Raw genomic sequence first — 24,302 nt, forward strand, 5'->3', positions numbered from 1 at the left:
GCAATGGCAGGAGTCCGGCGGCGCCCCGTGGATAGGTTCTCCTGCATGGAGATGGAGAACGCCCTGCGTCCCGCCACCGTCGTCTGCGCCGTACTGGTCCTCACCCTGCTCGCCGGCTGGCTGCTCGACCTGCTGCTGCGCCAGGCCGACGCCCGGCACACCGAGACCCCGCTGTGGGGGCTGCTGCGCCGTTGCGTCCTGCCGTTCCGGCTCGTACTGGCCACCGCCGCCCTCCAGGCCGCCTACCGGCCGGCGCACATCCTGCCCGGTCACGCGGGCGCCGTGGGCCACGTCCTGACCCTGGTCCAGATCGCCTCGACGGCCTGGCTGCTCGTCGGCATCGCCACCGCGGTCGTCGACTCCGCGTACGCCCGCTACGCCGCCTCCGCGCCGGACGACGCCCGGGTGCGGCGCGTGCGCACCCAGGTCACCCTGATCCAGCGGGCCGTCACCGCCGTGGCCGTCGTGGTCGCCTCGGCCGCGATGCTGCTGACCTTCCCCGCGATGCGCACCGTCGGCGCCTCGGTGCTGGCCTCGGCCGGAGTCCTCGGCATCGTGGCGGGCATCGCCGCACAGGCCTCCCTCGGCAACGTCTTCGCCGGGCTCCAGATCGCCTTCGGCGACACCGTGCGCATCGGGGACACGGTGGTCGTGGACAAGGAGTGGGGCAAGGTCGAGGAGATCACCCTGACCTTCCTGGTGGTCCGCACCTGGGACGAGCGCCGCATCACGATGCCGGTCTCGTACTTCACGAGCAAGCCGTACGAGAACTGGTCGCGCGGCGGCGCCCAGATGACCGGCACGGTCTTCTGGCACCTGGACCACTCGGCCCCGGTCGCCCGGATGCGGGACAAGCTCGCCGAACTCCTCAAGGACCTCCCCGAATGGGACGGCCGCACGGGCAGCCTGGCCGTCACGGACACCACCCCGAACACCATCGTGGCCCGCGCGGTGGTCACCGCGAAGGACGCCGACGACCTGTGGACCCTGCGCTGCGCGGTCCGCGAGCAACTGATCACCTGGCTGGCGGCGGAGCACCCGTACGCCCTCCCCCGCATCACCACGGCGGAGGCACCCCCGCGCGACTGAGTCCGCTACGTACTGCGCAGACTGCGGACGTCGAGGTGCCGCAGCACCCGGTCGACGATCTCCGGGTCGGCCCCCGGTTCGCTGCGGGCCGACAGGACCTCGTGGCGGGCGGCGGACATCATCTCCCGCTGGATCCGCTGGACCTGCCGGATCCGCTCCACCCGCTTGGCGTAGGCCTCGCGGCGTTCCTCGTCGACCAGGTCCGGGCTGATCCTCGCCCCCACGTCGTACGCGCGCCGGTACAGGACCTCGACCAGGTCCTCCGGAAGGTCCTCGACCTCCTCGATCTCCCTCAGCCGCCGCTTCGCCGCCTTCGCCGCGCGCAGCGCGAGCGCCCGCTCGCCCTCCCGTTCGGCGTCCGTGTCCGCCTCCACGCCCAGCCGCCGTACCAGCCAGGGCAGGGTCAGCCCCTGGAACACCAGCGTGGCCATGATCACGGCGAAGGCGATGAAGACGATCTCGTCCCGGTCCGGGAAGGGTTCCCCGGCGTCCGTCCGGAGCGGGATGGCCAGGGCCAGCGCGACGGACGCCACCCCGCGCATCCCCGCCCACCACATGACCACGCTCTCCCGCCAGCTCAGCGGGATCTCCTCCTCGTAGTCGCGCCGCCCGTGCAGCCTCTTCGCCAGCCAGCCCGCCGGCAGCAGCCACGCCAGCCGTACGGCGACCACCACCGCGATCACGGCCGCCGCCCAGCCGGCCATCTCCCACTCGCGGCCCTTCGCGACGCCGAAGACGTTGTGCAGCTCCAGCCCGATCAGCCCGAAGGCCACGCCGGTCACCAGGACGTCGATGACCTCCCAGAAGGTGTGCCCGGCGAGGCGGCCCAGCACGTCGTCGGCATCGGTCGCGTACTCGGCGAGGAACAGGGCGGTGGTCAGCACGGCCAGCACGCCCGAGCCCCGCAGCTCCTCGGCCACCACGTACGAGACGAACGGCACCAGGACGGTCAGCCCGATCTGGAGGGTGGCGTCCCCGAGGCGGTCCATCAGCCGGTTGGTGGCCCAGCCCAGCGCGAACCCGATGGCCACGGCCACCACGGCGGACAGGACGAACTCCCCGAGCGCGGCGGGCCAGGAGAAGCTTCCGCTCACCGCGGCCGCGACGGCCACGTGGTACAGGACGATCGCGGTGACGTCGTTGAAGAGCCCTTCGCCCTCCAGGATCGACACCATGCGCCGCGGCAGCCCGAGCGAGCCGGCCACGGCGGTGGCCGCGACCGGGTCGGGCGGGGCGACGAGCGCGCCGAGCGCGACGGCCGCCGCGACGGGCAGCCCGGGGACGACGGCGCCCGCGACGGCGGCCACGGCGGCGGTGGTCACGAAGACCAGGGCCACCGCCAGCAGCAGGATCGGCCGGACGTTGGCCGCGAACTGCCGCCAGGAGGTGCGCTGCGCGGAGGCGTACAGCAGGGGCGGCAGCAGCAGGGGCAGGATGTACTCGGGCGGGATGCCGACATTGGGCACGACCGGCACCAGCGCCAGCACGACCCCGCCGAGAGTCATCAGCACGGGCGCGGGCAGGCCCAGCCGGTCCCCGAGCGGAACGGTGACGACGGCGCCGAGCAACAGCACGAAGAGCAGAGCGAGCTGATCCACTCGTCCACCCTGCCAGGGGGCTGCGCCGCATCCGGGGATTGAGCCCCCTGACCCGTTCCGGGCACTGCCCCGCCCGCCGGGGCCCCTACTGGCTTTCGGCCCGGATGACGTCCAGGGCGTGCTGGAGGTCGGCGGGGTAGGTGCTCTCGAACTCCACCCACTGCCCGTCGGCGGGGTGCTCGAAGCCCAGCCGCACGGCGTGCAGCCACTGCCGCGTGAGCCCCAGCCGCTTCGCGACCGTCGGGTCGGCCCCGTAGGTCAGGTCGCCGACGCACGGGTGCCGGTGCGCCGACATGTGCACGCGGATCTGGTGCGTACGCCCCGTCTCCAGCTTGATGTCCAGCAGCGACGCCGCCCGGAACGCCTCGATCAGGTCGTAGTGCGTGACCGACGGCTTGCCGTCCTGCGTCACCGCCCACTTGTAGTCCGCGCTCGGGTGCCGCCCGATCGGCGCGTCGATGGTGCCGCTCATCGGGTCCGGGTGCCCCTGCACCAGCGCGTGGTACCGCTTGTCCACGACCCGCTCGCGGAACTGGTTCTTCAGCGAGGTGTACGCGCGCTCCGACTTGGCCACGGCCATCAGGCCGGAGGTGCCGACGTCGAGGCGGTGCACGATGCCCTGCCGCTCGGACGCGCCCGAGGTGGAGATCCGGTAGCCGGCCGCGGCCAGGCCTCCGATGACGGTGGTGCCGGTCCAGCCGGGGCTGGGATGGGCGGCGACGCCGACCGGCTTCATGATGACCACGACGTCGTCGTCGTCGTGGATGATCTCCATGCCCGGCACCGGCTCGGCCACCAGCTCGACCGGCCTCGGCGGAGCGGGCATCTCGACCTCCAGCCAGGCCCCGCCGTGCACGCGCTCGGACTTGCCGACGACACTGCCGTCGACCGAGACCTTCCCCTCCGCCGCCAGTTCGGCCGCCTTCGTCCGGGAAAAACCGAACATACGGGCGATCGCGGCGTCGACGCGCTCGCCTTCCAGGCCATCGGGAACGGGCAGGGTGCGGATCTCGGGAATCGTACTCACCCGTCGAGTATGCCGGACTCGGCGCAGGTCCCGTCCCGCGCGCGGCCCCGCCGTCAGTCCTTGTGGACGGTGCCGTCCGGGTCCAGGCCCTTGAACGACAGCAGGACGATCAGGATCCCGCCGCACACGATCGCCGAGTCGGCGAGGTTGAACACGGCGAAATGGGCCGGCGCGATGAAGTCGACGACGGCCCCCCGGAACACGCCCGGCGAGCGGAAGATCCGGTCGGTCAGGTTGCCCAGCGCGCCGCCCAGCAGCAGGCCCAGGGCGATCGCCCACGGCAGGCTGTACAGCTTGCGGGCCAGCCGCACGATCACCACGATCACGGTCGCCGCGATCAGGGTGAAGATGATCGTGAAGGCCCCGCCGAAGCCGAAGGCCGCGCCGGGGTTGCGGATCGCGTCGAGCTTCAGCAGGTTGCCGACGATCTCGATCGGCGGCCGGTGCTCCAGCCGGGACACGACCAGCATCTTGCTGCCGAGGTCGAGCAGGTACGCCAGCACCGCCACGACCAGCAGCGCCGCGATCCGCCGCCGCCGCCCCCGGGGCACGGCGGGCTCCGACTGCGGCTCGGCGTTGTCCCCGACCTCCGGCGTACCGATGATGCGCTCCGCCTCTGCCACGTGAGTCCCTCGAAACTAGCTCGATCCCGACGAGACACGAGAGTACGTCAGTGTGCGTACCCCCTGGCTAGTGCCTTCGTTCCTGCTTCTGCTTGCAGTCCACGCACAGCGTGGCGCGCGGGAAGGCCTGCATGCGGGCCTTGCCGATGGGCTTGCCGCAGTTCTCGCAGAGCCCGTACGTGCCCGCCTCCAGGCGTTCCAGCGCCCGCTCGGTCTGCTCCAGCATCGAGGTGGCGTTCGCCGCGAGGGCCAGCTCGGACTCCCGGGTGATGTTCTTGGTGCCGGTGTCGGCCTGGTCGTCGCCCGCGCCGTCGCCCGAGTCCCGCATCAGGCCCGAGATGGCCATCTCGGAGGCCTCCAGCTCCACGCGCAGCCGCATCACCTCCGAGAGCAGCTCCGTACGGGCCTCCGCGACCTCCTCGGCGGTCCAGGGCTCCTCCCCGGGGCGTACGGCGAGCTCGCCCGGGGTCGCGGCCGCGAGGCCGCCGGCGGTGTCGTCGGCCGTCTTGCGGGCCGTGCCCGCGGTCTTCTTGGCAACCACTTTCCGAGCTCCCGTCTTCCGCGCGGCCGGGGCCGCCCCCTCGGCCACGGCCGCCCCGGCCGCGCCCTTTCCCGTCCCCCGCCCGGCCACACCGGCCGCCTTCCCAGCAGGAGCCTTCCCGACCCCAGCCGCCTGGGCCGGGACCTCCCTCACCACCGCCTGCCCGGCCGGCGCCTCTCTGTCCGGGGCCTGGCCGACCGGCGCCGTCTCGGCCGCCGGCTTGTCGGCCACCGGCTTGTCGGCCACCGGCTTGTCGGCCACCGGCTTGTCGGCTGTCGCCTTGCCGGCCGCGGTCTTCTTCCCCGCAGCCTTCCCGGCCACCGCCTCCCTGGCCGCAGCCTTCCCGGCCGCGGCCTTCTTGGCCACCGGCTTCTCGGCCGTCGTCTTCCCGGCGGCTGTCTTCTTCGCCGCCGCCTCCTCGGCCACCGCCTCCTTGGTCACCGTCTTCTTCGCCGCAGCCTTCCCGGCCACCGCCTCCTTGGCCGCGGCCTTCTTGGCCACCGGCTTCTCGGCAGCCGCCTTCCCAGCCGCTGTCTTCTTCGCCGCCGCCTTCTCGGCCACCTTCCCGGCCGTCGGCTCCTTGGCCGCCGCCTTCTCGGCCGGGACCTTCTTGGCGACCGCCTTCCCGGCCGTGGTCTTCTTCGCCGCGGCCTTCTTGGCCACCGGGTTCTCGGCCGTCGCGCCCTCGGCCGCGGTCCTCTTCGCCGTTGCCTTCCCCGCCGCCGCCTTCCCCGCCGCCGCCTTCTCGGTGGCCGCCTTCTTCGCGGGGGCCTTCTTGGCCGCGGTCTTCTTGGCGGCCGCCTGCTCCGCCGGAGCCCCGGCAGACAGGGACGCGGTCTTCTTCGCCATCGCCTTGCCGACCGGGACCCCGTCGGGCGCCGCCTTCTTCGCCGGCGCGGCCCGTTCGGCGGCAGCCGTGGAGCCTGGCACAGCAGCCACCTCCCGTGTCGCCGTCTTCTTCGCCACCATGGCCGCGGCCCCTTTTCACCGGATGTGGCCTTTTTAGCCAAATCGTGCCGGAACGATAAATCGGCTCCGACCCCACGGCAACGGGGCACGCGTCCATCGAGGTCAACCTGCATCCGTTGTGCCCAGCGGGAGCCCCCGTAATCCGTCCCGCCGACCCCGCGGATCCCCGGCCGCCGCGTCCCGCCGTCCGGGTCACGCCCCGCCCCTCCCTCGACCCGTTGCGCCGCGCCCCGCCGAAAACCGGTCTGCCGACCCGCGCCCCGGCCCGTACACTGGGCGCAGCGAAAGGCATGGATGGGGACGAGTAGCGTCGGACGCAGCCAGGAGCGACCCGGGGACGGTGAGAGCCCGGGGGCGAGCGCGACGTGAAGGATCACCCCGGAGCCGCCGGAAGAAAGCCCGCACGGGATCCCCGTAGGGCCGGTAGAACCGGCTTCGCACCCCAATGAGGGGGCCGCCGGACCCGTCCGGAGGCCAAGGAGGGTGGTACCGCGGGAGCAGCACGCGCTCTCGTCCCTCCGGACGGAAGTGACACACCCGCCGGAGGAAGAGTTCAGCCTCATGACCACACCGCCGCAGTACCGCCCGGTACCCGCCCAGGTCGACCTGCCCGCCCTCGAGCACGCCGTCCTCGACTTCTGGCGCGAGAGCAAGACCTTCGCCAAGACGCTGGAGCAGTCCGAGGGACGCCCCGAGTGGGTCTTCTACGAGGGCCCGCCCACCGCGAACGGCATGCCCGGCGCGCACCACATCGAGGCCCGCGTCTTCAAGGACGTCTTCCCCCGCTTCCGCACGATGCGCGGCTACCACGTGGCCCGCAAGGCCGGCTGGGACTGCCACGGCCTGCCGGTCGAGCTCGCCGTCGAGAAGGAGCTCGGCTTCAACGGCAAGCAGGACATCGAGGCGTACGGCATCGCCGAGTTCAACGCCAAGTGCCGTGAGTCCGTGACCCGCCACACCGACGCGTTCACCGAGCTCACGACCCGTATGGGCTACTGGGTCGACCTGGACGACGCCTACCGGACCATGGACCCCGAGTACGTGGAATCCGTGTGGTGGTCGCTGAAGGAGATCTTCAACAAGGGCCTGCTGGTCCAGGACCACCGCGTCGCCCCCTGGTGCCCGCGCTGCGGCACCGGCCTCTCGGACCACGAGCTGGCGCAGGGCTACGAGACGGTCGTCGACCCCTCCGTCTACGTCCGCTTCCCGCTGACCTCCGGCCCGCTCGCCGGCGAGGCCGCGCTCCTGGTCTGGACGACCACCCCCTGGACCCTGGTGTCCAACACGGCGGTCGCCGCCCACCCCGACGTCACGTACGTCGTCGCCACGAACGGCGAAGAGAAGCTGGTGGTCGCCGAGCCGCTGCTGGAGAAGGCCCTCGGCGAGGGCTGGGAGGCCACCGGTCAGACCTTCACCGGCAAGGAGATGGAGCGCTGGACCTACCAGCGCCCCTTCGACCTCGTCGAGTTCCCGGCCGAGGCCCACTACGTCGTGAACGCCGAGTACGTCACGACCGAGGACGGCACCGGTCTGGTCCACCAGTCCCCCGCCTTCGGCGCCGACGACCTCGCGGTCTGCCGCGCGTACGGCCTGCCGGTCGTGAACCCGGTCCGCCCCGACGGCACCTTCGAGGAGGAGGTCCCGCTCGTCGGCGGCGTCTTCTTCAAGAAGGCCGACGAGAAGCTGACCGCCGACCTCGACGCGCGCGGCCTGCTCTTCAAGCACATCGCCTACGAGCACAGCTACCCGCACTGCTGGCGCTGCCACACGGCCCTGCTCTACTACGCGCAGCCGTCCTGGTACGTCCGCACCACCGCCATCAAGGACGCGATGCTGCGGGAGAACGAGAAGACGAACTGGTTCCCCGAGTCGGTCAAGCAGGGCCGCTTCGGCGACTGGCTGAACAACAACATCGACTGGGCGCTCTCCCGCAACCGCTACTGGGGCACCCCGCTGCCGATCTGGCGCTGCGAGGAGAACCACCTCACCTGCGTCGGCTCGCGCGCGGAGCTGAGCGAGCTGTCCGGGCAGGACCACTCCGCCCTGGACCCGCACCGCCCGTACATCGACGACGTGACCTTCACGTGCACCGCCGAGGGCTGCTCCCTGACCGCCGTCCGCGTGCCGGAGGTCATCGACGCCTGGTACGACTCGGGCTCGATGCCGTTCGCGCAGTGGGGCTACCCGTACAAGAACAAGGAGATCTTCGAGAAGCGCTACCCGGCGCAGTTCATCTCGGAGGCGATCGACCAGACCCGCGGGTGGTTCTACACCCTGATGGCGGTCGGCACGCTGGTCTTCGACAAGTCCGCGTACGAGAACGTGGTCTGCCTGGGCCACATCCTCGCCGAGGACGGCCGCAAGATGTCCAAGCACCTGGGCAACATCCTCCAGCCGATCCCGCTCATGGACCAGCACGGCGCGGACGCGGTGCGCTGGTTCATGGCGGCCGGCGGCTCCCCGTGGGCGGCGCGCCGCGTGGGCCACGGCACCATCCAGGAGGTCGTCCGCAAGACGCTCCTCACGTACTGGAACACCGTCGCCTTCCAGGCCCTGTACGCCCGCACGTCCGAGTGGGCCCCCTCGGCGGCCGACCCGGCGCCGGCGGACCGCACGGTGCTGGACCGCTGGCTGCTGTCCGAGCTCAACTCGCTCGTCGCCGAGGTCACCGAGGCGATGGAGGCGTACGACACCCAGCGCGCCGGCAAGCTGCTGTCCGCGTTCGTGGACGACCTGTCCAACTGGTACGTGCGCCGCTCGCGCCGCCGGTTCTGGCAGGGCGACAAGGCGGCCCTGCGCACGCTGCACGAGGTCGTCGAGACGGTCACCCGCCTGATGGCCCCGCTGACCCCCTTCATCACGGAGCGGGTCTGGCAGGACATGGTCGTCCCCGTCTCGCCGGACGCTCCGGAGTCGGTGCACCTGTCCACCTGGCCGACGGCGGACACGGCGGCGATCGACCCGGCGCTGTCGCAGCAGATGCTGCTGGTCCGCCGCCTGGTGGAGCTGGGCCGTGCGACGCGCGCCGAGTCGGGTGTCAAGACCCGCCAGCCGCTGTCGCGCGCGCTGGTGGGCGCGGCCGGCTTCGACGCGCTGTCGCCGGAGCTCCAGGCGCAGATCACGGAGGAGCTGAACGTCTCCTCCCTGGCCTCCCTCTCCGAGGTGGGCGGCTCGCTGGTGGACACGACGGCGAAGGCGAACTTCCGGGCGCTGGGCAAGCGGTTCGGCAAGGGCGTGCAGGACGTGGCGAAGGCGGTGGCCGCGGCCGACGCCGCCGCCCTGTCCCTCTCCCTGCGCTCCGGCTCGGCGGTCGTGACTGTGAACGGTGAGGAGGTGACCCTCACCCCGGAGGAGGTCATCATCACCGAAACCCCGCGCGAGGGCTGGTCGGTGGCCTCGGACTCCGGTGCGACGGTCGCGCTCGACCTGGAGATCACCCCGGAGCTGCGGCTGGCGGGCCTGGCCCGTGACGCGATCCGCCTGATCCAGGAGGCCCGCAAGAACTCCGGCCTGGACGTCGCGGACCGCATCGCCCTGCGCTGGTCGTCCACGTCGCCGGAGGTCGTCACGGCCCTCACGGACCACGCGGCCCTGATCGCGGACGAGGTCCTGGCGACGGACTTCGCCTCCGGCGAGGCCGACGCGTCGTACGGCTCCGCCTTCGAGGACGAGTCCCTCGCCCTGACGTTCCGCCTCCGCAAGGCGTAGCCCTCGGCCCACCGAAGCGGCGCCCTCCCCGTGCGGGGGGGGCGCCGCTTTCGTGCTTTCTCCCCGCCCCGCCCTTCCTCCGTTCCCGCCTCAATCGCCGGTGCGGCTGGAAAGAACCCGGGGCGCCGCCCCGGGCCCTGTACGTGCGCTCAAACGCCGCGCGGGCTGGATTGCCCGCAGGGCAAATCCAGCCCCGCCGGCGTTTGAGGCGCGGGGTCTGGGGCGGAGCCCCAGGGAACGGGCGAAGGGCGGGTGGGGGACCTCACCCCGCGCAGCGGACCTCCGGCCCCGGGGACGGGAAACGGGCCGGGCCCGGGTCCCCCTCAGGGGAACCGGGCCCGGCCCGTAGAGACTGCCGACGGCTACGTCAGTTGTCGTCCTCGTCGATCAGGAAGCCCCGCATCGGCGACGGCGCCTGCTGCATCGGCTGCGGAGCGGCCGGCCGCACCGGAGCCATCGGCTGCGTCATCGCCGGGGACATCTGCTGCTGCCCGCCGTAGGACGGAGCACCGCTCATCGGGGAGGGGCCGCCCATCGGCGAGGGGCCGCCCATCGGGGACGGTCCGCCCATGCCCATCGCGCCGGCCGGAGCCATCGACGGGGACGGCGACGGCGGCAGGGCCGGGCCGGCCGGGGTGCGCGGCGGGGCCAGGGAGTCGTCGGCCTGGGTCTCCAGCTGGCGCAGCTGCGACTCCAGGTAGGACTTCAGACGCGTACGGTACTCGCGCTCGAAGCCCCGCAGGTCCTCGACCTTGCGCTCCAGCGTGGCGCGGGCGGACTCCAGGGAGCCCATCGCGACGCGGTGCTTCTCCTGCGCGTCCCGCTCCAGCGCGTCGGCCTTGGCGCGGGCGTCCCGCTCCAGGCCCTCGGCGCGCGAACGGGCCTCGCCGACGATCTTGTTGGCCTCGGAGCGGGCCTCCGCGATCGCCTGGTCGGCGGTCTGCTGGGCGAGCGACAGGACGCGGGCGGCGCTGTCGCCACCGGGGCCCTGCTGCGGGAGCTGCGGCTGCTGCATGGGCTGCATCTGCTGGCCCATCGGCTGCATCTGCTGACCCATGGGCTGCATCTGCTGCCCCATGGGCTGGCCGAGCTGGTTCTGGCCGCCCATGGACTGCTGCTGCATCTGCTGCTGCATCTGCTGCTGGCCCATCTGCTGCTGCGGCGCCATGGGGTGCTGGCCACCCATGGACTGCTGCTGCATGGGGCCGCCCATCGGGCCCGGACCCTGCGGTCCGTGTCCGCCGGGGCCCGGGGGCAGCTGGGGCTGGCCGCCCGGCAGCTGCGGCGGGCCCATCTGCGGCTGCTGCTGCTGCGGCGGGCCGGATATGGCCGCCGGCACGGGGGCGCCCGGGCCTCGCTGGTCCTGGGGTTCCGGCTTGCGCATGTTGGCCTGCTGCTGGCTCTGCGCGGCGGCACGCGTGGCGGCGGCCAGCTTCGCGCGCAGGTCCTCGTTCTCGCGCAGCAGGCGCGTCAGCTCGGCTTCGACCTCGTCGAGGAAGGCATCGACCTCGTCCTCGTCATAGCCTTCTCGCAGGCGGACGGTCGTGAACTGCTTGTTCCGCACGTCCTCGGGAGTCAGCGGCATGTCTTCTTCACCTCTACGTAGTCGTCGGCAGTCGGCAGGACCGTATCGGGACTGTCCCCGCAGGCGCGGGGGAGCTCATCGTTCACACGCTTCTCGCAGCGGTGCTCACGAAGCTGATGAGGATGTAAACGATGATCATCAGAACGAAGAAGGACAGGTCGAGCGCCACGCCCCCGAGACGCAACGGCGGGATGAACCGCCGAAGGAGTTTGAGCGGTGGATCGGTGACAGTGTAGGTGGCCTCCAGAACGACCACCATCGCCTTGCCGGGTGTCCATGAACGTGCGAACTGGAACACATAGTCCATGACCAGTCGGAAGATCAGCACGATGAGGAAGCACATCAGCGCGATGTAGACCACCTGCAGTGCGATGCCCATCCCGCGCTTCCCTCTCCCCTGCTCCCGCTCTGTTCCCGGTCCCGTATCTGACGGATCGGTCTAGCTTTGGTTGAAGAACCCGCCCTCCGCGATGCGGGCCTTGTCCTCCGCCGTGACATCGACGTTAGCAGGCGACAGCAGGAACACCTTCTGTGTCACGCGTTCAATGCTGCCGTGCAGACCGAAGACGAGACCGGCCGCGAAGTCGACCAGACGCTTCGCATCGGTGTCGTCCATCTCCGTGAGATTCATGATCACCGGAGTGCCCTCACGGAAGTGTTCCCCGATGGTACGGGCCTCGTTGTAGGTCCGGGGGTGCAGCGTCGTGATGCGGTACGGCTCCCGCTCGGAGACGACCTTGGGCATGATCACGGGGGCGTTCTTCTCCAGGTTGGTGCGGTCAGGTGTGATGGATGCCACGGGGGCAATTCGCGCGGGACGTCCGTTTTCTGACGGAATTGGGAGGGGTTCGCGCGGCGCCGGCGGCTGCACCGCTCGTACCGGTTCGTCCGTTACGGGCGATTGGTGCACGGGCTGCTGCCGCCGCTCCCGCTCCCGGGGGCGCTCGGGCTCCGGCTCCGGCTCGAATTCGTCATCGGGGTCGTACCCCGGGTTGTCGTACCGGTCGTCCTCCACGAGGCCGAGGTAGACCGCCATCTTGCGCATCGCGCCGGCCATTCTCCGAGTCCTCCGCTCTGTGGTGGATCGCCCTGTCGCAGGTGTCGCCGTGTCACCAAAGTCACCAACTGCCCGCGATCCACGTGGTCTGTCCGCTCATCTGCGGAAATGACCATATTTTCTGCTGTGGTCCGACTTTCTTGGCGACGTTACCCGAGCCGGGGTCTCGCGCCGAGTACCGCAGTGCCGACGCGTACATGTGTCGCACCCGCCAGCACGGCCTGTTCCAGGTCGGCGCTCATCCCAGCCGACACCATCGTGGCAGCCGGATGGTCCGCGCGCAGGCCTGATGACAATTCCATCATCCGCTCGAAGGCCGCCTGTTCGCGCCCCGCGTAGCGACCGGCGAGGGGGGCGACGGTCATGAGACCGTCGATCCGCAGCCCCGGTGCGGCCGCGACGAGGTCCGCCAACTCGGCCAGCTGCTCGGGTGCGGCACCGCCCCGGGCCCCGCGCTCCCCCGACTCGGCGTCGAGGGCGATCTGCACGAGGCAGCCGATCTCCCGCCCGTGCGCCACCGCGGCCGCCGAGAGGGCGGTGACGAGCTTCGGCCGGTCGACCGACTGCACCACGTGCGCGTATCCGGCCACGGAACGGACCTTGTTCGTCTGCAACTGGCCCACGAAGTGCCAGTTCAATGACAGATCCGCGCAGGCCGCCGCCTTGGGGGCGGCATCCTGGTCCCGGTTTTCCGCCACATGACGGACCCCCAGGTCCGCCAGCAGTCGTACGTCGGTCGCGGGGTAGGTCTTGGTGACCACGATGAGGGTCACCTCCTCCCGCTTCCGGCCCGCCGCCGCACAGGCGGACGCGATCCGCTCCTCCACCCGCGCGAGGTTCTCCGCGAGCTCGGACTTACGATCCGTCATCAGTCAGTCCAACCAGACATATCCGGCAAGCCGCCCGGTCACCCGGTCGCGGCGGTACGAGAAGTGGTCCCGCGACTCCAGTGTGCAGACCGGGGAACGGTGGCCTTGCGGCACCCCCGCCTCCGCGAGCTGGGCGTGCACCCCGGCGACCACGTCCACGGCCGGCGTCCCCCAGCTGGTCTCGGCCCACGCGGCCGGCACCACCTCGGCGACCGCCTCCCGCATCTCGGCCGGCACCTCGTAGCAGCGCCCGCAGACGGCGGGTCCGGTACGGGCGACGATCCGCGCGGGGTCGGCGCCGAGGGCGGCCATCGCCTCGACGGCGGCGGGCACCACCCCGGCGACCAGCCCGGGCCGCCCGGCGTGGGCGGCCGCGGCGACCCCGGCCACGGGGTCGGCCAGCAGCACGGGGGTGCAGTCGGCGGTGAGCACGGCGAGGGCGAGCCCCCGGCGGGCGGTCACCACCGCGTCCACCGACGGGATGTCGGCGGCGGCGCCCCAGGGGCCGTCGACCACGGCCACGTCCCGTCCGTGCACCTGGTTCATCCAGACCACCAGGTCCGGGTCGATGCCCAGCTCCTTCGCGGCGGCCGCCCGGTTCGCGCGAACGGCGGCCGGGTCGTCGCCGACCGCGCCGCCGAGATTGAGCTCCTCGTACGGAACGGCGCTCACCCCGCCCCACCGGTCGGTGAAGGCGAAGTGGGCGCCGCTCTCGTGATGCTGCTCCAGCGTCACTTCAAGAAGTCCGGAACGTCCAGCTCTTCGGCCGGGCTGTCCTGGTAGGGCCGGGCCGTGGGGACCTGCGGCGGGGCGGGCGCCGGCTCGACCGGGATCTCGACCGGGGCCGGGGGCTCCTCGCGCGGGGTCACGGTGCCGAGTCCGCCGAAGGCCGGGCGGACCGGCTCGGGCGCGCGGACCGGCGCGGGGGCCGGCTCCTCGCGCTTGGTGGACGCCGCGCCGATCACGTTGTCCCGGCGGGCCGGGGGCTGGCCGCCGTCGAAGCCGGCCGCGATGACCGTGACGCGGACCTCGTCGCCGAGGGCGTCGTCGATGACGGCGCCGAAGATGATGTTCGCCTCGGGGTGCGCGGCCTCGCTCACCAGCTGCGCGGCCTCGTTGATCTCGAAGAGACCGAGGTCCGAGCCGCCGGAGATGGAGAGCAGCACGCCGCGGGCGCCGTCGATGGACGCCTCCAGCAGCGGCGAGGAGATCGCCATCTCGGCCGCGGCCACGGCGCGGTCGTCGCCGCGGGCGGAGCCGATGCCCATCAGGGCCGAGCCGGCCTCGGACATCACGGACTTGACGTCGGCGAAGTCGAGGTTGATCAGACCCGGGGTGGTGATCAGGTCGGTGATGCCCTGGACGCCGCTGAGCAGGACCTGGTCGGCCGACTTGAAGGCGTCGAGCACCGACACCTGGCGGTCCGAGATGGACAGCAGGCGGTCGTTGGGGATGACGATGAGGGTGTCGACCTCTTCGCGGAGCTCGGCGATGCCGTCCTCCGCCTGGTTCGCGCGGCGCCGGCCCTCGAAGGTGAACGGGCGGGTGACCACACCGATCGTCAGGGCGCCCAGCGAGCGCGCGATGTTGGCGACGACGGGCGCGCCGCCCGTGCCGGTGCCGCCGCCCTCGCCGGCGGTCACGAAGACCATGTCGGCCCCCTTGAGGACCTCCTCGATCTCCTCGCGGTGGTCCTCTGCCGCCTTGCGGCCGACGGCCGGGTTGGCTCCGGCGCCGAGGCCCCGGGTGAGTTCGCGGCCGACGTCGAGCTTGACGTCGGCGTCGCTCATCAACAGCGCCTGGGCGTCGGTGTTGATGGCGATGAACTCGACGCCCTTGAGACCGACCTCGATCATTCGGTTGATGGCATTGACACCACCGCCGCCGACACCGATGACCTTGATGACTGCGAGGTAGTTCTGCGGTGCTGCCACGTCGAAGGCCTCTCGCCTCGAGTTACGTGTCGCCGCCTCGCGGGCCTGCGGTGCGACGACTGATGCCGAAATGTGGGACGGTCCGTACGCGCCGACCCGAACCCTAACCCTGAAGTTTAGGGTTATGGATGTGCCTGTTCCTTGGACTCTTCCGAACAGGACACTAAGTCGACAAGTAGCGCGTGTTCAACGAACACGCCGAACCTCCCGTTTTTCTTTTCACCCTATGTGATCACCCGTATCGGTGGCCAACCAGGGTGCGTCGGGCCTCGACCCGACGTCAACTCCCGGACACCGCGGGGGCGGTGGGGACGCTCACGTCGAAGTGGTCGGCCTTGGGCGCGGCCTTCAGCAGGGCGGTCAGCGCCCGGCCTTTGGCCTCACCCAGGTCGCCGCTCCCCCACACCACGGAGCGGCCCTTCGTCAGTTCCAGTACGACCGAGTCGAACGACCGTACCTTGACCTGCAACGTCTCCTTCGCGACTGCGTCGGGAAGGCCCCCCGCGATGCCCACCGCCTCCCGCAGCAACCGCTCCTCGTCGAAGCGGCGGGCGCTCGGCGAGCGTTCCGCGGCCATTTCGAGGAGCGGAACGCCGGCGGGTGCTTTCGCAACGGTGTCGAACCGCACACCCTTCGCGTCCACTTCGACGAAGTCCGCGCCCTTTTTGATGAGCAGCACCGGTTTGCGCTCCGTCACCTTCAGCCCGATCCCGTGCGGCCAGGCCCGCACCACATCGACCGAATCGATGCGGGACAGCCGGCCGCGCACCCGGCTCGCGATCTCGTCGGTGTCGACGCTCACCAGGGGCGCGCCGACGGGCACGGCCGCGGCGGAGAGGACCTGTTCGGCGGTGAGCACCTCGGTGCCGGAGGCCGTGACCTTCTCGACGCGCAGCCAGGAGGATCCGTAGAGGGCCCAGGTGACGCCCCCGGCGAGGAGCGCCACGGCGGCGAGGGTCACCAGCAGGCGGACCCGGCGCGGTCTCCCGCCGCCGGACCCGCGCGGGCCGGTGCCCTTGGGCGACTTGGGCGGCCGGGGCGGTTTGGGCACGCCCGCACCCTTTCCGCCCCCGCCCGCCCGGCCGGACGCCCCGCGTCGTGCCGTCGTCGCTCCGGCCACTCCTGTGCCTCCTGGGTCGGCGGTTACCCGCGTGCGGCCGCGATCGCCTCGTGGACGAGGCCGACGAGGAGCTCGTCGGCGTCCCGGCGGCCGAACTCGGCGGCGGCGCGGGACATCTCGTACAGGCGGTGCGGATCGGACAGCACCGGCAGGACCTGGCCGAGCACCCAGTCGGGCGTCAGTTCCGCGTCGTCGACGAGGAGGCCGCCGCCGGCCTTGACCACCGGCTGGGCGTTGAGCCGCTGTTCGCCGTTGCCGACGGGCAGCGGTACGTAGGCGGCCGGCAGTCCGACGGCGGCGAGTTCGGCGACGGTCATCGCGCCCGCGCGGCACAGCATCATGTCGGCGGCGGCGTACGCGAGGTCCATCCGGTCCACGTACGGTACCGGGACATAGGGCGGCATCCCGGGCATGTTGTCGACACGCGGCAGTTCGTTCTTCGGGCCGACCGCGTGCAGGATCTGGATCCCGGAGCGCTGGAGCGTCGGCGCGACCTGCTGGATGGTCTCGTTGAGCCGGCGCGCGCCCTGGGAGCCGCCCGAGACCAGCAGCGTGGGCAGGTTGGGGTCGAGGCCGAAGGCGGCCCGCGCCTCGGGGCGGACGGCGGCGCGGTCGAGGGTGGAGATGGAGCGGCGCAGCGGGATGCCCACGTAGCGGGCGCCGCGGAGCTTGCTGTCGGGGGTGGAGACGGCGACGGCGTGGGCGTAGCGGGAGCCGATCTTGTTGGCCAGTCCGGGCCGGGCGTTGGCCTCGTGGACGATGATCGGCACCCCGAGCCGCTTGGCGGCGAGGTAGCCGGGCAGGGCCACGTAGCCACCGAAGCCGACGACCACGTCGGCCTTGGTGCGGACCAGGATCTCCTCGGCGGCCTTGATGGTGCCGCGCAGCCGTCCGGGGACGGTGATCAGCTCCGGGGTGGGTTTGCGGGGCAGCGGTACGGCGGGGATCAGGCCCAGCTCGTAGCCGCGTTCGGGCACGAGGCGGGTCTCGAGGCCGCGCTCCGTACCGAGGGCGGTGATGCCCACGGTCGGGTCCTGCCTGCGCAGGGCGTCCGCGAGGGCCAGCGCCGGCTCGATGTGGCCGGCGGTCCCCCCACCGGCGAGTACGACATGCACCGAAATTCACCGCTCTCCGGACGGACGCCTCTTGACGCGCCGTCTCATCGACTTCCATATCGGCCCGCTCCGCCGCCAGCCGGCTCCCGGCTGTCGCATCGCGAGCGCCGCGCGCGCCGCCGGCTCCTCCCGCGCGAACGCGATGAGCAGGCCGACCGCGAACATGGTCGGCAGCAGGGCGGACCCCCCGTAGGAGAACAGCGGGAGGGGCACCCCTGCGATCGGCAGCAGACCGAGCACCGCACCGATGTTGATCACGGCCTGGGCCGTGATCCAGGTGGTCACGCCTCCCGCGGCATACCGTACGAAGGAGTCCTCCGTGCGTCCGGCCACGCGGATACCCGCATAGCCTAGGGCCGCGAACAGGGCGAGCACCGACAGCGTCCCCGCCAGGCCCAGTTCCTCACCGGTGATGGCAAAGATGAAGTCGGTATGGGCTTCGGGCAGTTGCCCCCATTTTTCCACACTCGCCCCGAGACCGGAACCGAACCATCCGCCGGATGCGAGGGCGTAGATCCCGTGGACGCCCTGCCAGCAGAGGTCGTTCTTGCCCGGGTCCGTGGCCCCGAGGCAGGCGAGCCGGTCCATGCGGTGCGGGCTGGTCCTGATGAGCAGTGCGACGATCACACCCGCGAAGAGGAGCACGCACGCGAACATCCGCGTCGGCGCCCCGGCGAGCCACAACAGGCCGAACAGGACGGCTCCGAGGATCATCGCGGTGCCCATGTCCCCGCCGAGCATGATCAGCCCGAGCAGCAGGAAGGCGACCGGGACCAGCGGCACCAGCAGGTGCTTCCACTGGGTCAGCAGGCCCTTGTCCCCCTTGCGGGCCAGCAGGTCGGCGCCCCACAGGATCAGCGCCAGCTTGCCGAACTCGCTGGGCTGGAGCATGAACGGGCCGCCCAGGGAGATCCAGTTCTGGTTGCCGTTGATGGAGACCCCTATCCCGGGGACCTGGACCAGGACCATCAGGAACAGGGTGCCCGCGAGCACCGGGTAGGACAGGGCGCGGTGCAGTTTGACCGGCATGCGGGAGGCGGCGAACAGCAGGACGCCGCCGATGGCGGCGGCCAGGAACTGCTTCTTGAAGAAGTAGGCGTCCCCCAGGCCCAGCTGGAGGGCCTTGATCATGGACGCCGAGTAGACCATCACCAGGCCGAGCACGGTGATGAGCAAGGAGCTGCCGAAAATCAGGTAATACGCCGTGAGCGGGCGGTCCCAGGCCTTCGTCAACTGCCGCCGCGTACGCCTGAGCCGCTCCAGCGGCCCGCGCCGGGCGGGCCGCCCGGAACCGGCGGCGGGACGTTTGCGGCCCTGCGCCTTGACGGCGGAGGGCCGCCGTCCCGGCAGCATCTGTTTGGCCGGCATCTGTGATCTTCCCCTCCACTCGTACGGGGCGAGCAGCCGGCCGGAGGGAACCTGGGGGGCGCCCTCGGCTAGGCCGTGTCCGTGGCGCTCCCGGAGGCGAGTTCGCGCACCGCGTCGGCGAACGCGTCGCCCCGCTTGTTGTAGTTCGCGAACATGTCCATCGAGGCGCACGCGGGCGCCAGGAGGACGGTGTCTCCGGGTTCCGCGAGCCGGGCCGCTTCCCGGACCGCTGCGAGCATCGCCCCAGTGTCGGTCCGTTCGAGGTCGGTCACCGGGACCTCGGGCGCGTGTCGCGCCAGTGCCTCGGCGATCAGCGCCCGGTCGGCGCCCATCAGCACGACGCCGCGCAGCCGCTTCGCGGACTTCTGCACGAGCTCGTCGAAGGTGGCGCCCTTGGCGAGGCCGCCGGCGATCCAGACGACCGGCTCGAAGGCCGCCAGGGAGGCTTCGGCCGCGTGGGTGTTGGTGGCCTTGGAGTCGTCGACGTAGCGGACCCCGTCGACCTCGTCCACGTACGCCACGCGGTGCGCGTCGGGGCGGAAGTCGCGCAGGCCGTCGCGGACGGCGCGCGGCTCGACGCCGAAGGCGCGGGCCAGGGCGGCCGCGGCGAGGGCGTTGGCGATGTTGTGCGGGGCGGGCGGGTTGACGTCGTCGACGTGCGCCAGCTCCTGCGCGTTCTTCTGCCGGTTCTGCACGAACGCCCGGTCGACGAGGATCCCGTCGACCACGCCGAGCATGGAGGGGCCGGGGGCGCCGAGGGTGAAGCCGATGGCGCGGCAGCCCTCCTCGACGTCGGCCTCCTCGACCAGCCGCTCGGTGGCCGGGTCGGCGACGTTGTAGACGCAGGCGACGGTGTTGCCCTCGTAGATGCGGCCCTTGTCGGCGGCGTACGCCTCCATGGAGCCGTGCCAGTCGAGGTGGTCCGGGGCCAGGTTGAGGACGGCCGCCGAGTGGGCGCGTACGGAGGGCGCCCAGTGGAGCTGGTAGCTGGAGAGCTCCACGGCGAGGACGTCGTACTGCTCCTCGCCGGTCACCACGTCGATGATGGGGGTGCCGATGTTGCCGACGGCGGCGGTCTTCAGACCGGCCGCCCGCAGGATCGAGGCCAGCATCTGGGTGGTGGTGGTCTTGCCGTTGGTGCCGGTGATCGCCAGCCAGGGGGCGGCGTTCTCGCCGCGCAGCTGCCAGGCGATCTCGACGTCGCCGACGACGTCCACGCCCGCCGCGGCGGCGGCCGCGAACAGCGGGCTGTCGGGCTTCCAGCCGGGCGAGGTGACGACGAGGTCGGTGCCCTCGGGCAGGGTCTCGGCGTCGCCGAGGCGCACGGTGACGCCCTTGGCCTCCGCCTCCAGCTCCGCGGCCCGGGCCCGGTGGCCCTCGCTGTCGCCGCCGTCGACCACGGTCACGAGCGCGCCGAGGCCGGCCAGGGCGCGGGCGGCGCTGATGCCGCTCACGCCGAGGCCGGCGACGGTGATGTTCCGGTCCTGCCAGGGGGTCACTTGTCCGCTGCCCATCCCGCGTAGAAGAGGCCGAGACCCACGATCACGCACATGCCCTGGATGATCCAGAAGCGGACCACGACAAGGACTTCTGACCAGCCCTTGAGTTCGAAGTGGTGCTGGAGCGGGGCCATTCGGAAGACTCGCTTGCCGGTCAGCTTGAAGGAGCCGACCTGGATGACGACCGACATCGTGATGAGCACGAAGAGGCCGCCGAGGAGGGCCATCAGGAACTCCGTGCGGGAGCAGATGGCCAGACCCGCGAGCGCGCCGCCGAGCGCGAGCGAGCCGGTGTCGCCCATGAAGATCTTGGCGGGCGAGGTGTTCCACCACAGGAAGCCGAAGCAGGCTCCCATGAGGGCGGAGGCGACGACCGCGAGGTCCAGCGGGTCGCGGACCTCGAAGCAGGCGTTGGGGTTCGTCAGGGTCACCGCGTTGGCGCAGGACTCCTGGTGCTGCCAGACGCCGATGAAGGTGTAGGCGCCGAAGACCATCACGGCGGCGCCGGTGGCCAGGCCGTCCAGACCGTCCGTCAGGTTCACGCCGTTGGACATGGCCAGGATCATGAAGAGGGCCCAGACCACGAACAGCACGGGGCCGATGGCCCAGCCGAAGTCCGTGACGAACGAGAGCTTCGTCGAGGCCGGGGTGAGCCCGCGCGAGTCCTTGAACTGGAGCGCGAGCACGGCGAAGGCGATGCCGACGATCAGCTGGCCGGCCATCTTGGCCTTGGCCCGCAGACCGAGCGAACGCCGCTTGACGATCTTGATGTAGTCGTCGAGGTAGCCGACCAGGCCCATGCCGGCCATCAGGAACAGCACCAGCAGGCCCGAGAAGGAGGGCTCCTCGCCGGTGATGACCTTCGTCAGGGCGTACGCGATGAGGGTGGCCAGGATGAAGGAGATACCGCCCATGGTGGGCGTGCCCTTCTTGCCGGCGTGGCCGCGGGGGCCGTCGTCGCGGATGAACTGGCCGTAGCCCTTGCGGGCCAGCAGCTTGATCAGCAGCGGGGTGCCGATGACGGTGAGGAACATGCCGATGACACCGGCGAACAGGATCTGCCTCATCGGCCGGCGACCTCACCCTCGAGCAGCGCCAGCGCCACCCGTTCCAGACCGGCCGACCTGGAAGCCTTCACCAGCACGACGTCCCCCGGGCGCAGTTCACTGCGCAACAGGTCGACCGCCGCCTGCGCGTCGGACACGAGCACCGACTCCTCACCCCACGAACCCTCGTTATATGCGCCCAGCTGCAGCCAGGACGCTTCCCTGCCCCCGACTGCCACCAGCCTGCTCACGTTGAGCCGGACGGCGAGCCGCCCCACCGCGTCGTGCTCGGCCAGCGACGCGTCCCCGAGCTCGGCCATGGGACCGAGCACCGCCCACGTACGTCCCCCGCCCTCCTTGCCGGCGCCGCCCATCGCGGCCAGTGCGCGCAGGGCGGCCCGCATGGATTCGGGGTTCGCGTTGTAGGCGTCGTTGACGATCGTGACGCCGTCCGCCCGCTCGGTGACCTCCATGCGCCACCGGGACAGGGTGCCCGCCCCGGAGAGCGCGGTGGCGATCTCCTCGGCTGACATGCCCAGGACATGGGCGACGGCGGCCGCGGCGAGCGCGTTCGACACGTGGTGCTCACCGTACAGGCGCAAGGTCACATCACTGCACCCGGTGGGTGTGTGGAGTGTGAAGGAGGGCTGTCCCGCGGGCGTCATCCGCACCTCGGTCGCGCGTACGTCCGCGTCCTCGGCCTCGCCGAAGAGGACCGTACGGGCCTTGGTCCGGGCGGACATCGCGCGCACCAGCAGGTCGTCGGCGTTGAGGACGGCGACCCCGCCCTCGGCCTCGCCGGGCAGGGCCTCGACCAGCTCGCCCTTGGCCCGGGCGATGGCCTCGCGGCCGCCGAACTCGCCGATGTGGGCGGTGCCGACGTTCAGCACCAGGCCGATGCGCGGGGGGGTGAGGCCGGTGAGGTAGGCGATGTGCCCGATGCCGCGGGCGCCCATCTCCAGGACCAGGTGCCGGGTTTCTGCGGTGGCCTTCAGGGCCGTGAGCGGCAGGCCGATCTCGTTGTTGAGGGAGCCGGGCGTCCACACGGTGGGCGCGTGGTGCTGGAGCACCTGGGCGATCAGGTCCTTGGTGGAGGTCTTGCCGGCCGAGCCGGTCAGGGCGACCACGTCGGTGCCGAGCCGTCCGACGACGGCGCGGGCGAGGGCGCCGAGCGCCTTCTCCACGTCGTCGACCACGATCGCGGGGACGCCGACCGGCCGGGCGGCCAGGACGGCGACGGCACCGGCGGCGACCGCGCGCTCGGCGTAGTCGTGGCCGTCGACGTGCTCGCCGGCGAAGGCGGCGAAGAGGCTGCCGGGCTCCACCTGGCGGGAGTCGATGACGACCGGGCCGCCGACCGTCGCGGAGGGATCCGGTATGTCGTGGGGCCGCCCGCCGGTGATGTCGGCGATCTCGGCGAGGGAGAGGGCGATCACTGGTTCACCTCGGCCTGTCGGGCGCGGAGCTGCTGGTTCTCGATGGCCGCGCGGAGCACGGCGCGGTCGTCGAAGGGGCGTACGACGCCCGCCGTGTCCTGGCCCTGCTCGTGGCCCTTGCCCGCCACGAGGACGGTGTCCCCGGCCTCGGCGCGCGCGACGGCGGCGGCGATGGCCGCGGCCCGGTCGGCGTCGACCAGGACGGTGCCCCGCTCCTCGGCGGGGACGGAGACCGCGCCCTCGAACATCGCGGCGAGGATCTTCAACGGGTCCTCGGAGCGCGGGTTGTCGGAGGTCAGGACGGCGGTGTCGGCGTACCGGGCCGCCGCGGCGCCCATCGGGCCGCGCTTGGTGGTGTCACGGTCGCCGCCGCAGCCGAGCACGATGTGCAGCTTGCCGGTGGTCACCTCGCGCAGGGCGCGCAGCACCGACTCCACGGCGTCGGTCTTGTGCGCGTAGTCGACGACGGCCAGGTACGGCTGTCCCGCGTCGACCCGCTCCAGCCGGCCGGGTACGCCCGGGACGGCGGCGACGCCGTCGGCGGCGGTCTGCGGGTCGAGCCCGGCGGCGGCCAGGGTGACGACGGCGGCGACGGTGTTGGCGACGTTGAACGGGCCGGGCAGCGGGGCCTTGGCCCGTACGCGCTGTCCTTCCGGCCCGACGAGGGTCAGGGTGGAGTCCATGTGGCCGCTGACCACGTCCTCGGCGCGCCAGTCGGCGGCCGGGTCGCCGGCGGCGGAGAAGGTGACGACCGGGATCGGCGCCTCCTTGGCGAGGCGGCGGCCGTACTCGTCGTCGATGTTGACCACGCCCAGGCGGGCGCGGCGCTCGGTGAAGAGCTGCGCCTTGGCCTGGAAGTAGTCCTCCATGTCGGAGTGGAACTCCATGTGCTCCGGGCTGAGGTTGTTGAAGACGGCGACGTCGAAGACGCAGCCGTCGACCCGGCCCAGCACCAGGGCGTGGCTGGAGACCTCCATGGCGACGGCCTCGACGCCGCGTTCGCGCATGACGGCGAACAGGGCCTGGAGGTCGGTGGCCTCGGGGGTGGTGCGCTCGGACTTGATGCGCTCGTCGCCGATGCGCATCTCCACGGTGCCCACCAGCCCGGTGGCCCTGCCCGCCGCGCGGAGCCCGCCCTCGACGAGGTAGGCGGTGGTGGTCTTGCCGGAGGTGCCGGTGATGCCGAGCTGGAGCAGGGCTTCGCCGGGGCGGCCGTAGATCTCGGCGGCGAGCTCGCCCATGCGGCCGCGCGGGTCCTCGACGGCCAGGACGGGCAGGCCCGTCGCGGCGGCGCGTTCGGCGCCCTGCGGGTCGGTCAGCACGGCGGCGGCGCCGAGGGCGGCCGCCTGGGCGGCGAAGTCGGCGCCGTGCAGCCGGGCGCCGGGCAGGGCCGCGTACAGGTCGCCGGGGCGCACGGCACGGGAGTCGTGCGTGATGCCGGTGATCCGGGCGTCGCCGGACTCGGGCAGACCCAGCAGGCCGGCCAGCTCGCCCAGGGGGGTCGGGCGGGCGGTCACGGGCCGGGGCGCTCCCGGCGGCGCTGCCGGGGCGTCTTTCTGGGCGGTTCTGGGCTGATCAGCGTGGGGCACGGCGGTGAGCGTACCGGGCGCGGCGGGCCGCTCGCGAAGCGAGGGGCCGTCCGGGGCGGCTTCGGCCGTCTGGTTCCCGGGTTTCGGGGTGATCGTTGTCACTGATGGAGCCTCACGCGTGGGTGGTGG

The 24,302-nt window shown here is 71.9% G+C and carries 19 protein-coding genes; 2 read left to right on the forward strand and 17 right to left on the reverse strand.

Going from position 1 to position 24,302, the window contains the following annotated elements; all coding sequences use genetic code 11:
• The first annotated feature begins 51 nt into the window (after window positions 1-51).
• Window positions 52-1,089 (forward strand): mechanosensitive ion channel family protein, encoded by a 1,038-nt coding sequence (locus B4U46_RS09990; RefSeq protein ID WP_079431664.1) that lies wholly within the window; start codon window positions 52-54, stop codon window positions 1,087-1,089.
• Window positions 1,090-1,094: 5 nt separating this feature from the next.
• On the opposite strand, the gene B4U46_RS09995 is transcribed toward B4U46_RS09990, so the two are convergent.
• The 4 genes from B4U46_RS09995 to B4U46_RS10010 form a co-directional block, all read right to left on the reverse strand.
• The gene (locus B4U46_RS09995; protein ID WP_079426075.1) at window positions 1,095-2,687 is read right to left on the reverse strand and encodes a Na+/H+ antiporter; all 1,593 of its coding nucleotides are present in this window, start codon (window positions 2,685-2,687) and stop codon (window positions 1,095-1,097) included.
• A gap of 85 nt (window positions 2,688-2,772) precedes the next feature.
• A complete protein-coding gene (locus B4U46_RS10000) occupies window positions 2,773-3,714 on the reverse strand; it encodes an RluA family pseudouridine synthase (protein WP_079426078.1) in 942 nt (313 codons plus the stop codon).
• Window positions 3,715-3,767: 53 nt separating this feature from the next.
• Window positions 3,768-4,337 (reverse strand): signal peptidase II, encoded by a 570-nt coding sequence (gene lspA, locus B4U46_RS10005; protein WP_079426081.1) that lies wholly within the window; start codon window positions 4,335-4,337, stop codon window positions 3,768-3,770.
• A 67-nt stretch (window positions 4,338-4,404) separates the two neighbouring features.
• Window positions 4,405-5,808: a TraR/DksA family transcriptional regulator gene (locus B4U46_RS10010; RefSeq protein ID WP_311736926.1), complete on the reverse strand. Its 1,404-nt coding sequence runs from the start codon at window positions 5,806-5,808 to the stop codon at window positions 4,405-4,407.
• A gap of 600 nt (window positions 5,809-6,408) precedes the next feature.
• On the opposite strand from B4U46_RS10010, the gene ileS reads away from it, so the two are divergent.
• Complete coding sequence (ileS, locus tag B4U46_RS10015) at window positions 6,409-9,555, forward strand: isoleucine--tRNA ligase (RefSeq protein WP_079426084.1); 3,147 nt, start codon at window positions 6,409-6,411, stop codon at window positions 9,553-9,555.
• 367 nt (window positions 9,556-9,922) lie between these two features.
• Here the strand turns inward: ileS and B4U46_RS10020 are convergent, their stop codons facing one another.
• The 13 genes from B4U46_RS10020 to B4U46_RS10085 form a co-directional block, all read right to left on the reverse strand.
• The gene (locus tag B4U46_RS10020; RefSeq protein WP_079426087.1) at window positions 9,923-11,140 is read right to left on the reverse strand and encodes a DivIVA domain-containing protein; all 1,218 of its coding nucleotides are present in this window, start codon (window positions 11,138-11,140) and stop codon (window positions 9,923-9,925) included.
• Window positions 11,141-11,222: 82 nt separating this feature from the next.
• Window positions 11,223-11,519, reverse strand: a complete 297-nt coding sequence (locus tag B4U46_RS10025) for a YggT family protein (protein WP_079426090.1) — start codon at window positions 11,517-11,519, stop codon at window positions 11,223-11,225.
• Window positions 11,520-11,579: 60 nt separating this feature from the next.
• Window positions 11,580-12,197, reverse strand: coding sequence for a cell division protein SepF (locus B4U46_RS10030; protein WP_045949551.1), 618 nt, complete (start codon window positions 12,195-12,197; stop codon window positions 11,580-11,582).
• A 149-nt stretch (window positions 12,198-12,346) separates the two neighbouring features.
• Entirely contained in the window at window positions 12,347-13,066 is a 720-nt protein-coding gene (locus B4U46_RS10035; RefSeq protein ID WP_079426093.1) for a YggS family pyridoxal phosphate-dependent enzyme, read from the reverse strand.
• Between the two features lie 3 nt (window positions 13,067-13,069).
• Entirely contained in the window at window positions 13,070-13,801 is a 732-nt protein-coding gene (gene pgeF, locus B4U46_RS10040) for a peptidoglycan editing factor PgeF (RefSeq protein ID WP_079426096.1), read from the reverse strand.
• Window positions 13,798-15,000 carry a cell division protein FtsZ gene (gene ftsZ / locus B4U46_RS10045; RefSeq protein ID WP_079426098.1) on the reverse strand — a complete coding sequence of 401 codons (1,203 nt, stop codon included), beginning with the start codon at window positions 14,998-15,000 and terminating at the stop codon, window positions 13,798-13,800. The genes pgeF and ftsZ overlap by 4 nt, the downstream gene beginning before the upstream one ends.
• Before the next feature lie 280 nt (window positions 15,001-15,280).
• The gene (locus tag B4U46_RS10055) at window positions 15,281-16,120 is read right to left on the reverse strand and encodes a cell division protein FtsQ/DivIB (protein ID WP_079426101.1); all 840 of its coding nucleotides are present in this window, start codon (window positions 16,118-16,120) and stop codon (window positions 15,281-15,283) included.
• 23 nt (window positions 16,121-16,143) lie between these two features.
• Window positions 16,144-17,235 carry an undecaprenyldiphospho-muramoylpentapeptide beta-N-acetylglucosaminyltransferase gene (gene murG / locus B4U46_RS10060; protein WP_079426104.1) on the reverse strand — a complete coding sequence of 364 codons (1,092 nt, stop codon included), beginning with the start codon at window positions 17,233-17,235 and terminating at the stop codon, window positions 16,144-16,146.
• A gap of 6 nt (window positions 17,236-17,241) precedes the next feature.
• On the reverse strand, window positions 17,242-18,603 hold the full coding sequence (ftsW, locus tag B4U46_RS10065) for a putative lipid II flippase FtsW (RefSeq protein WP_079426106.1): 1,362 nt from the start codon (window positions 18,601-18,603) through the stop codon (window positions 17,242-17,244).
• A 68-nt stretch (window positions 18,604-18,671) separates the two neighbouring features.
• On the reverse strand, window positions 18,672-20,117 hold the full coding sequence (gene murD, locus B4U46_RS10070) for a UDP-N-acetylmuramoyl-L-alanine--D-glutamate ligase (protein ID WP_079426109.1): 1,446 nt from the start codon (window positions 20,115-20,117) through the stop codon (window positions 18,672-18,674).
• On the reverse strand, window positions 20,099-21,169 hold the full coding sequence (gene mraY, locus B4U46_RS10075) for a phospho-N-acetylmuramoyl-pentapeptide-transferase (protein WP_079426112.1): 1,071 nt from the start codon (window positions 21,167-21,169) through the stop codon (window positions 20,099-20,101). The genes murD and mraY overlap by 19 nt, the downstream gene beginning before the upstream one ends.
• A complete protein-coding gene (locus tag B4U46_RS10080; RefSeq protein ID WP_079426115.1) occupies window positions 21,166-22,584 on the reverse strand; it encodes a UDP-N-acetylmuramoyl-tripeptide--D-alanyl-D-alanine ligase in 1,419 nt (472 codons plus the stop codon). The genes mraY and B4U46_RS10080 overlap by 4 nt, the downstream gene beginning before the upstream one ends.
• Window positions 22,581-24,275, reverse strand: a complete 1,695-nt coding sequence (locus tag B4U46_RS10085; protein WP_079426118.1) for a UDP-N-acetylmuramoyl-L-alanyl-D-glutamate--2,6-diaminopimelate ligase — start codon at window positions 24,273-24,275, stop codon at window positions 22,581-22,583. The genes B4U46_RS10080 and B4U46_RS10085 overlap by 4 nt, the downstream gene beginning before the upstream one ends.
• Between the last annotated feature and the right edge of the window lie 27 nt (window positions 24,276-24,302).

This window comes from Streptomyces katrae (assembly GCF_002028425.1).
Lineage (GTDB): Bacteria > Actinomycetota > Actinomycetes > Streptomycetales > Streptomycetaceae > Streptomyces > Streptomyces katrae_A.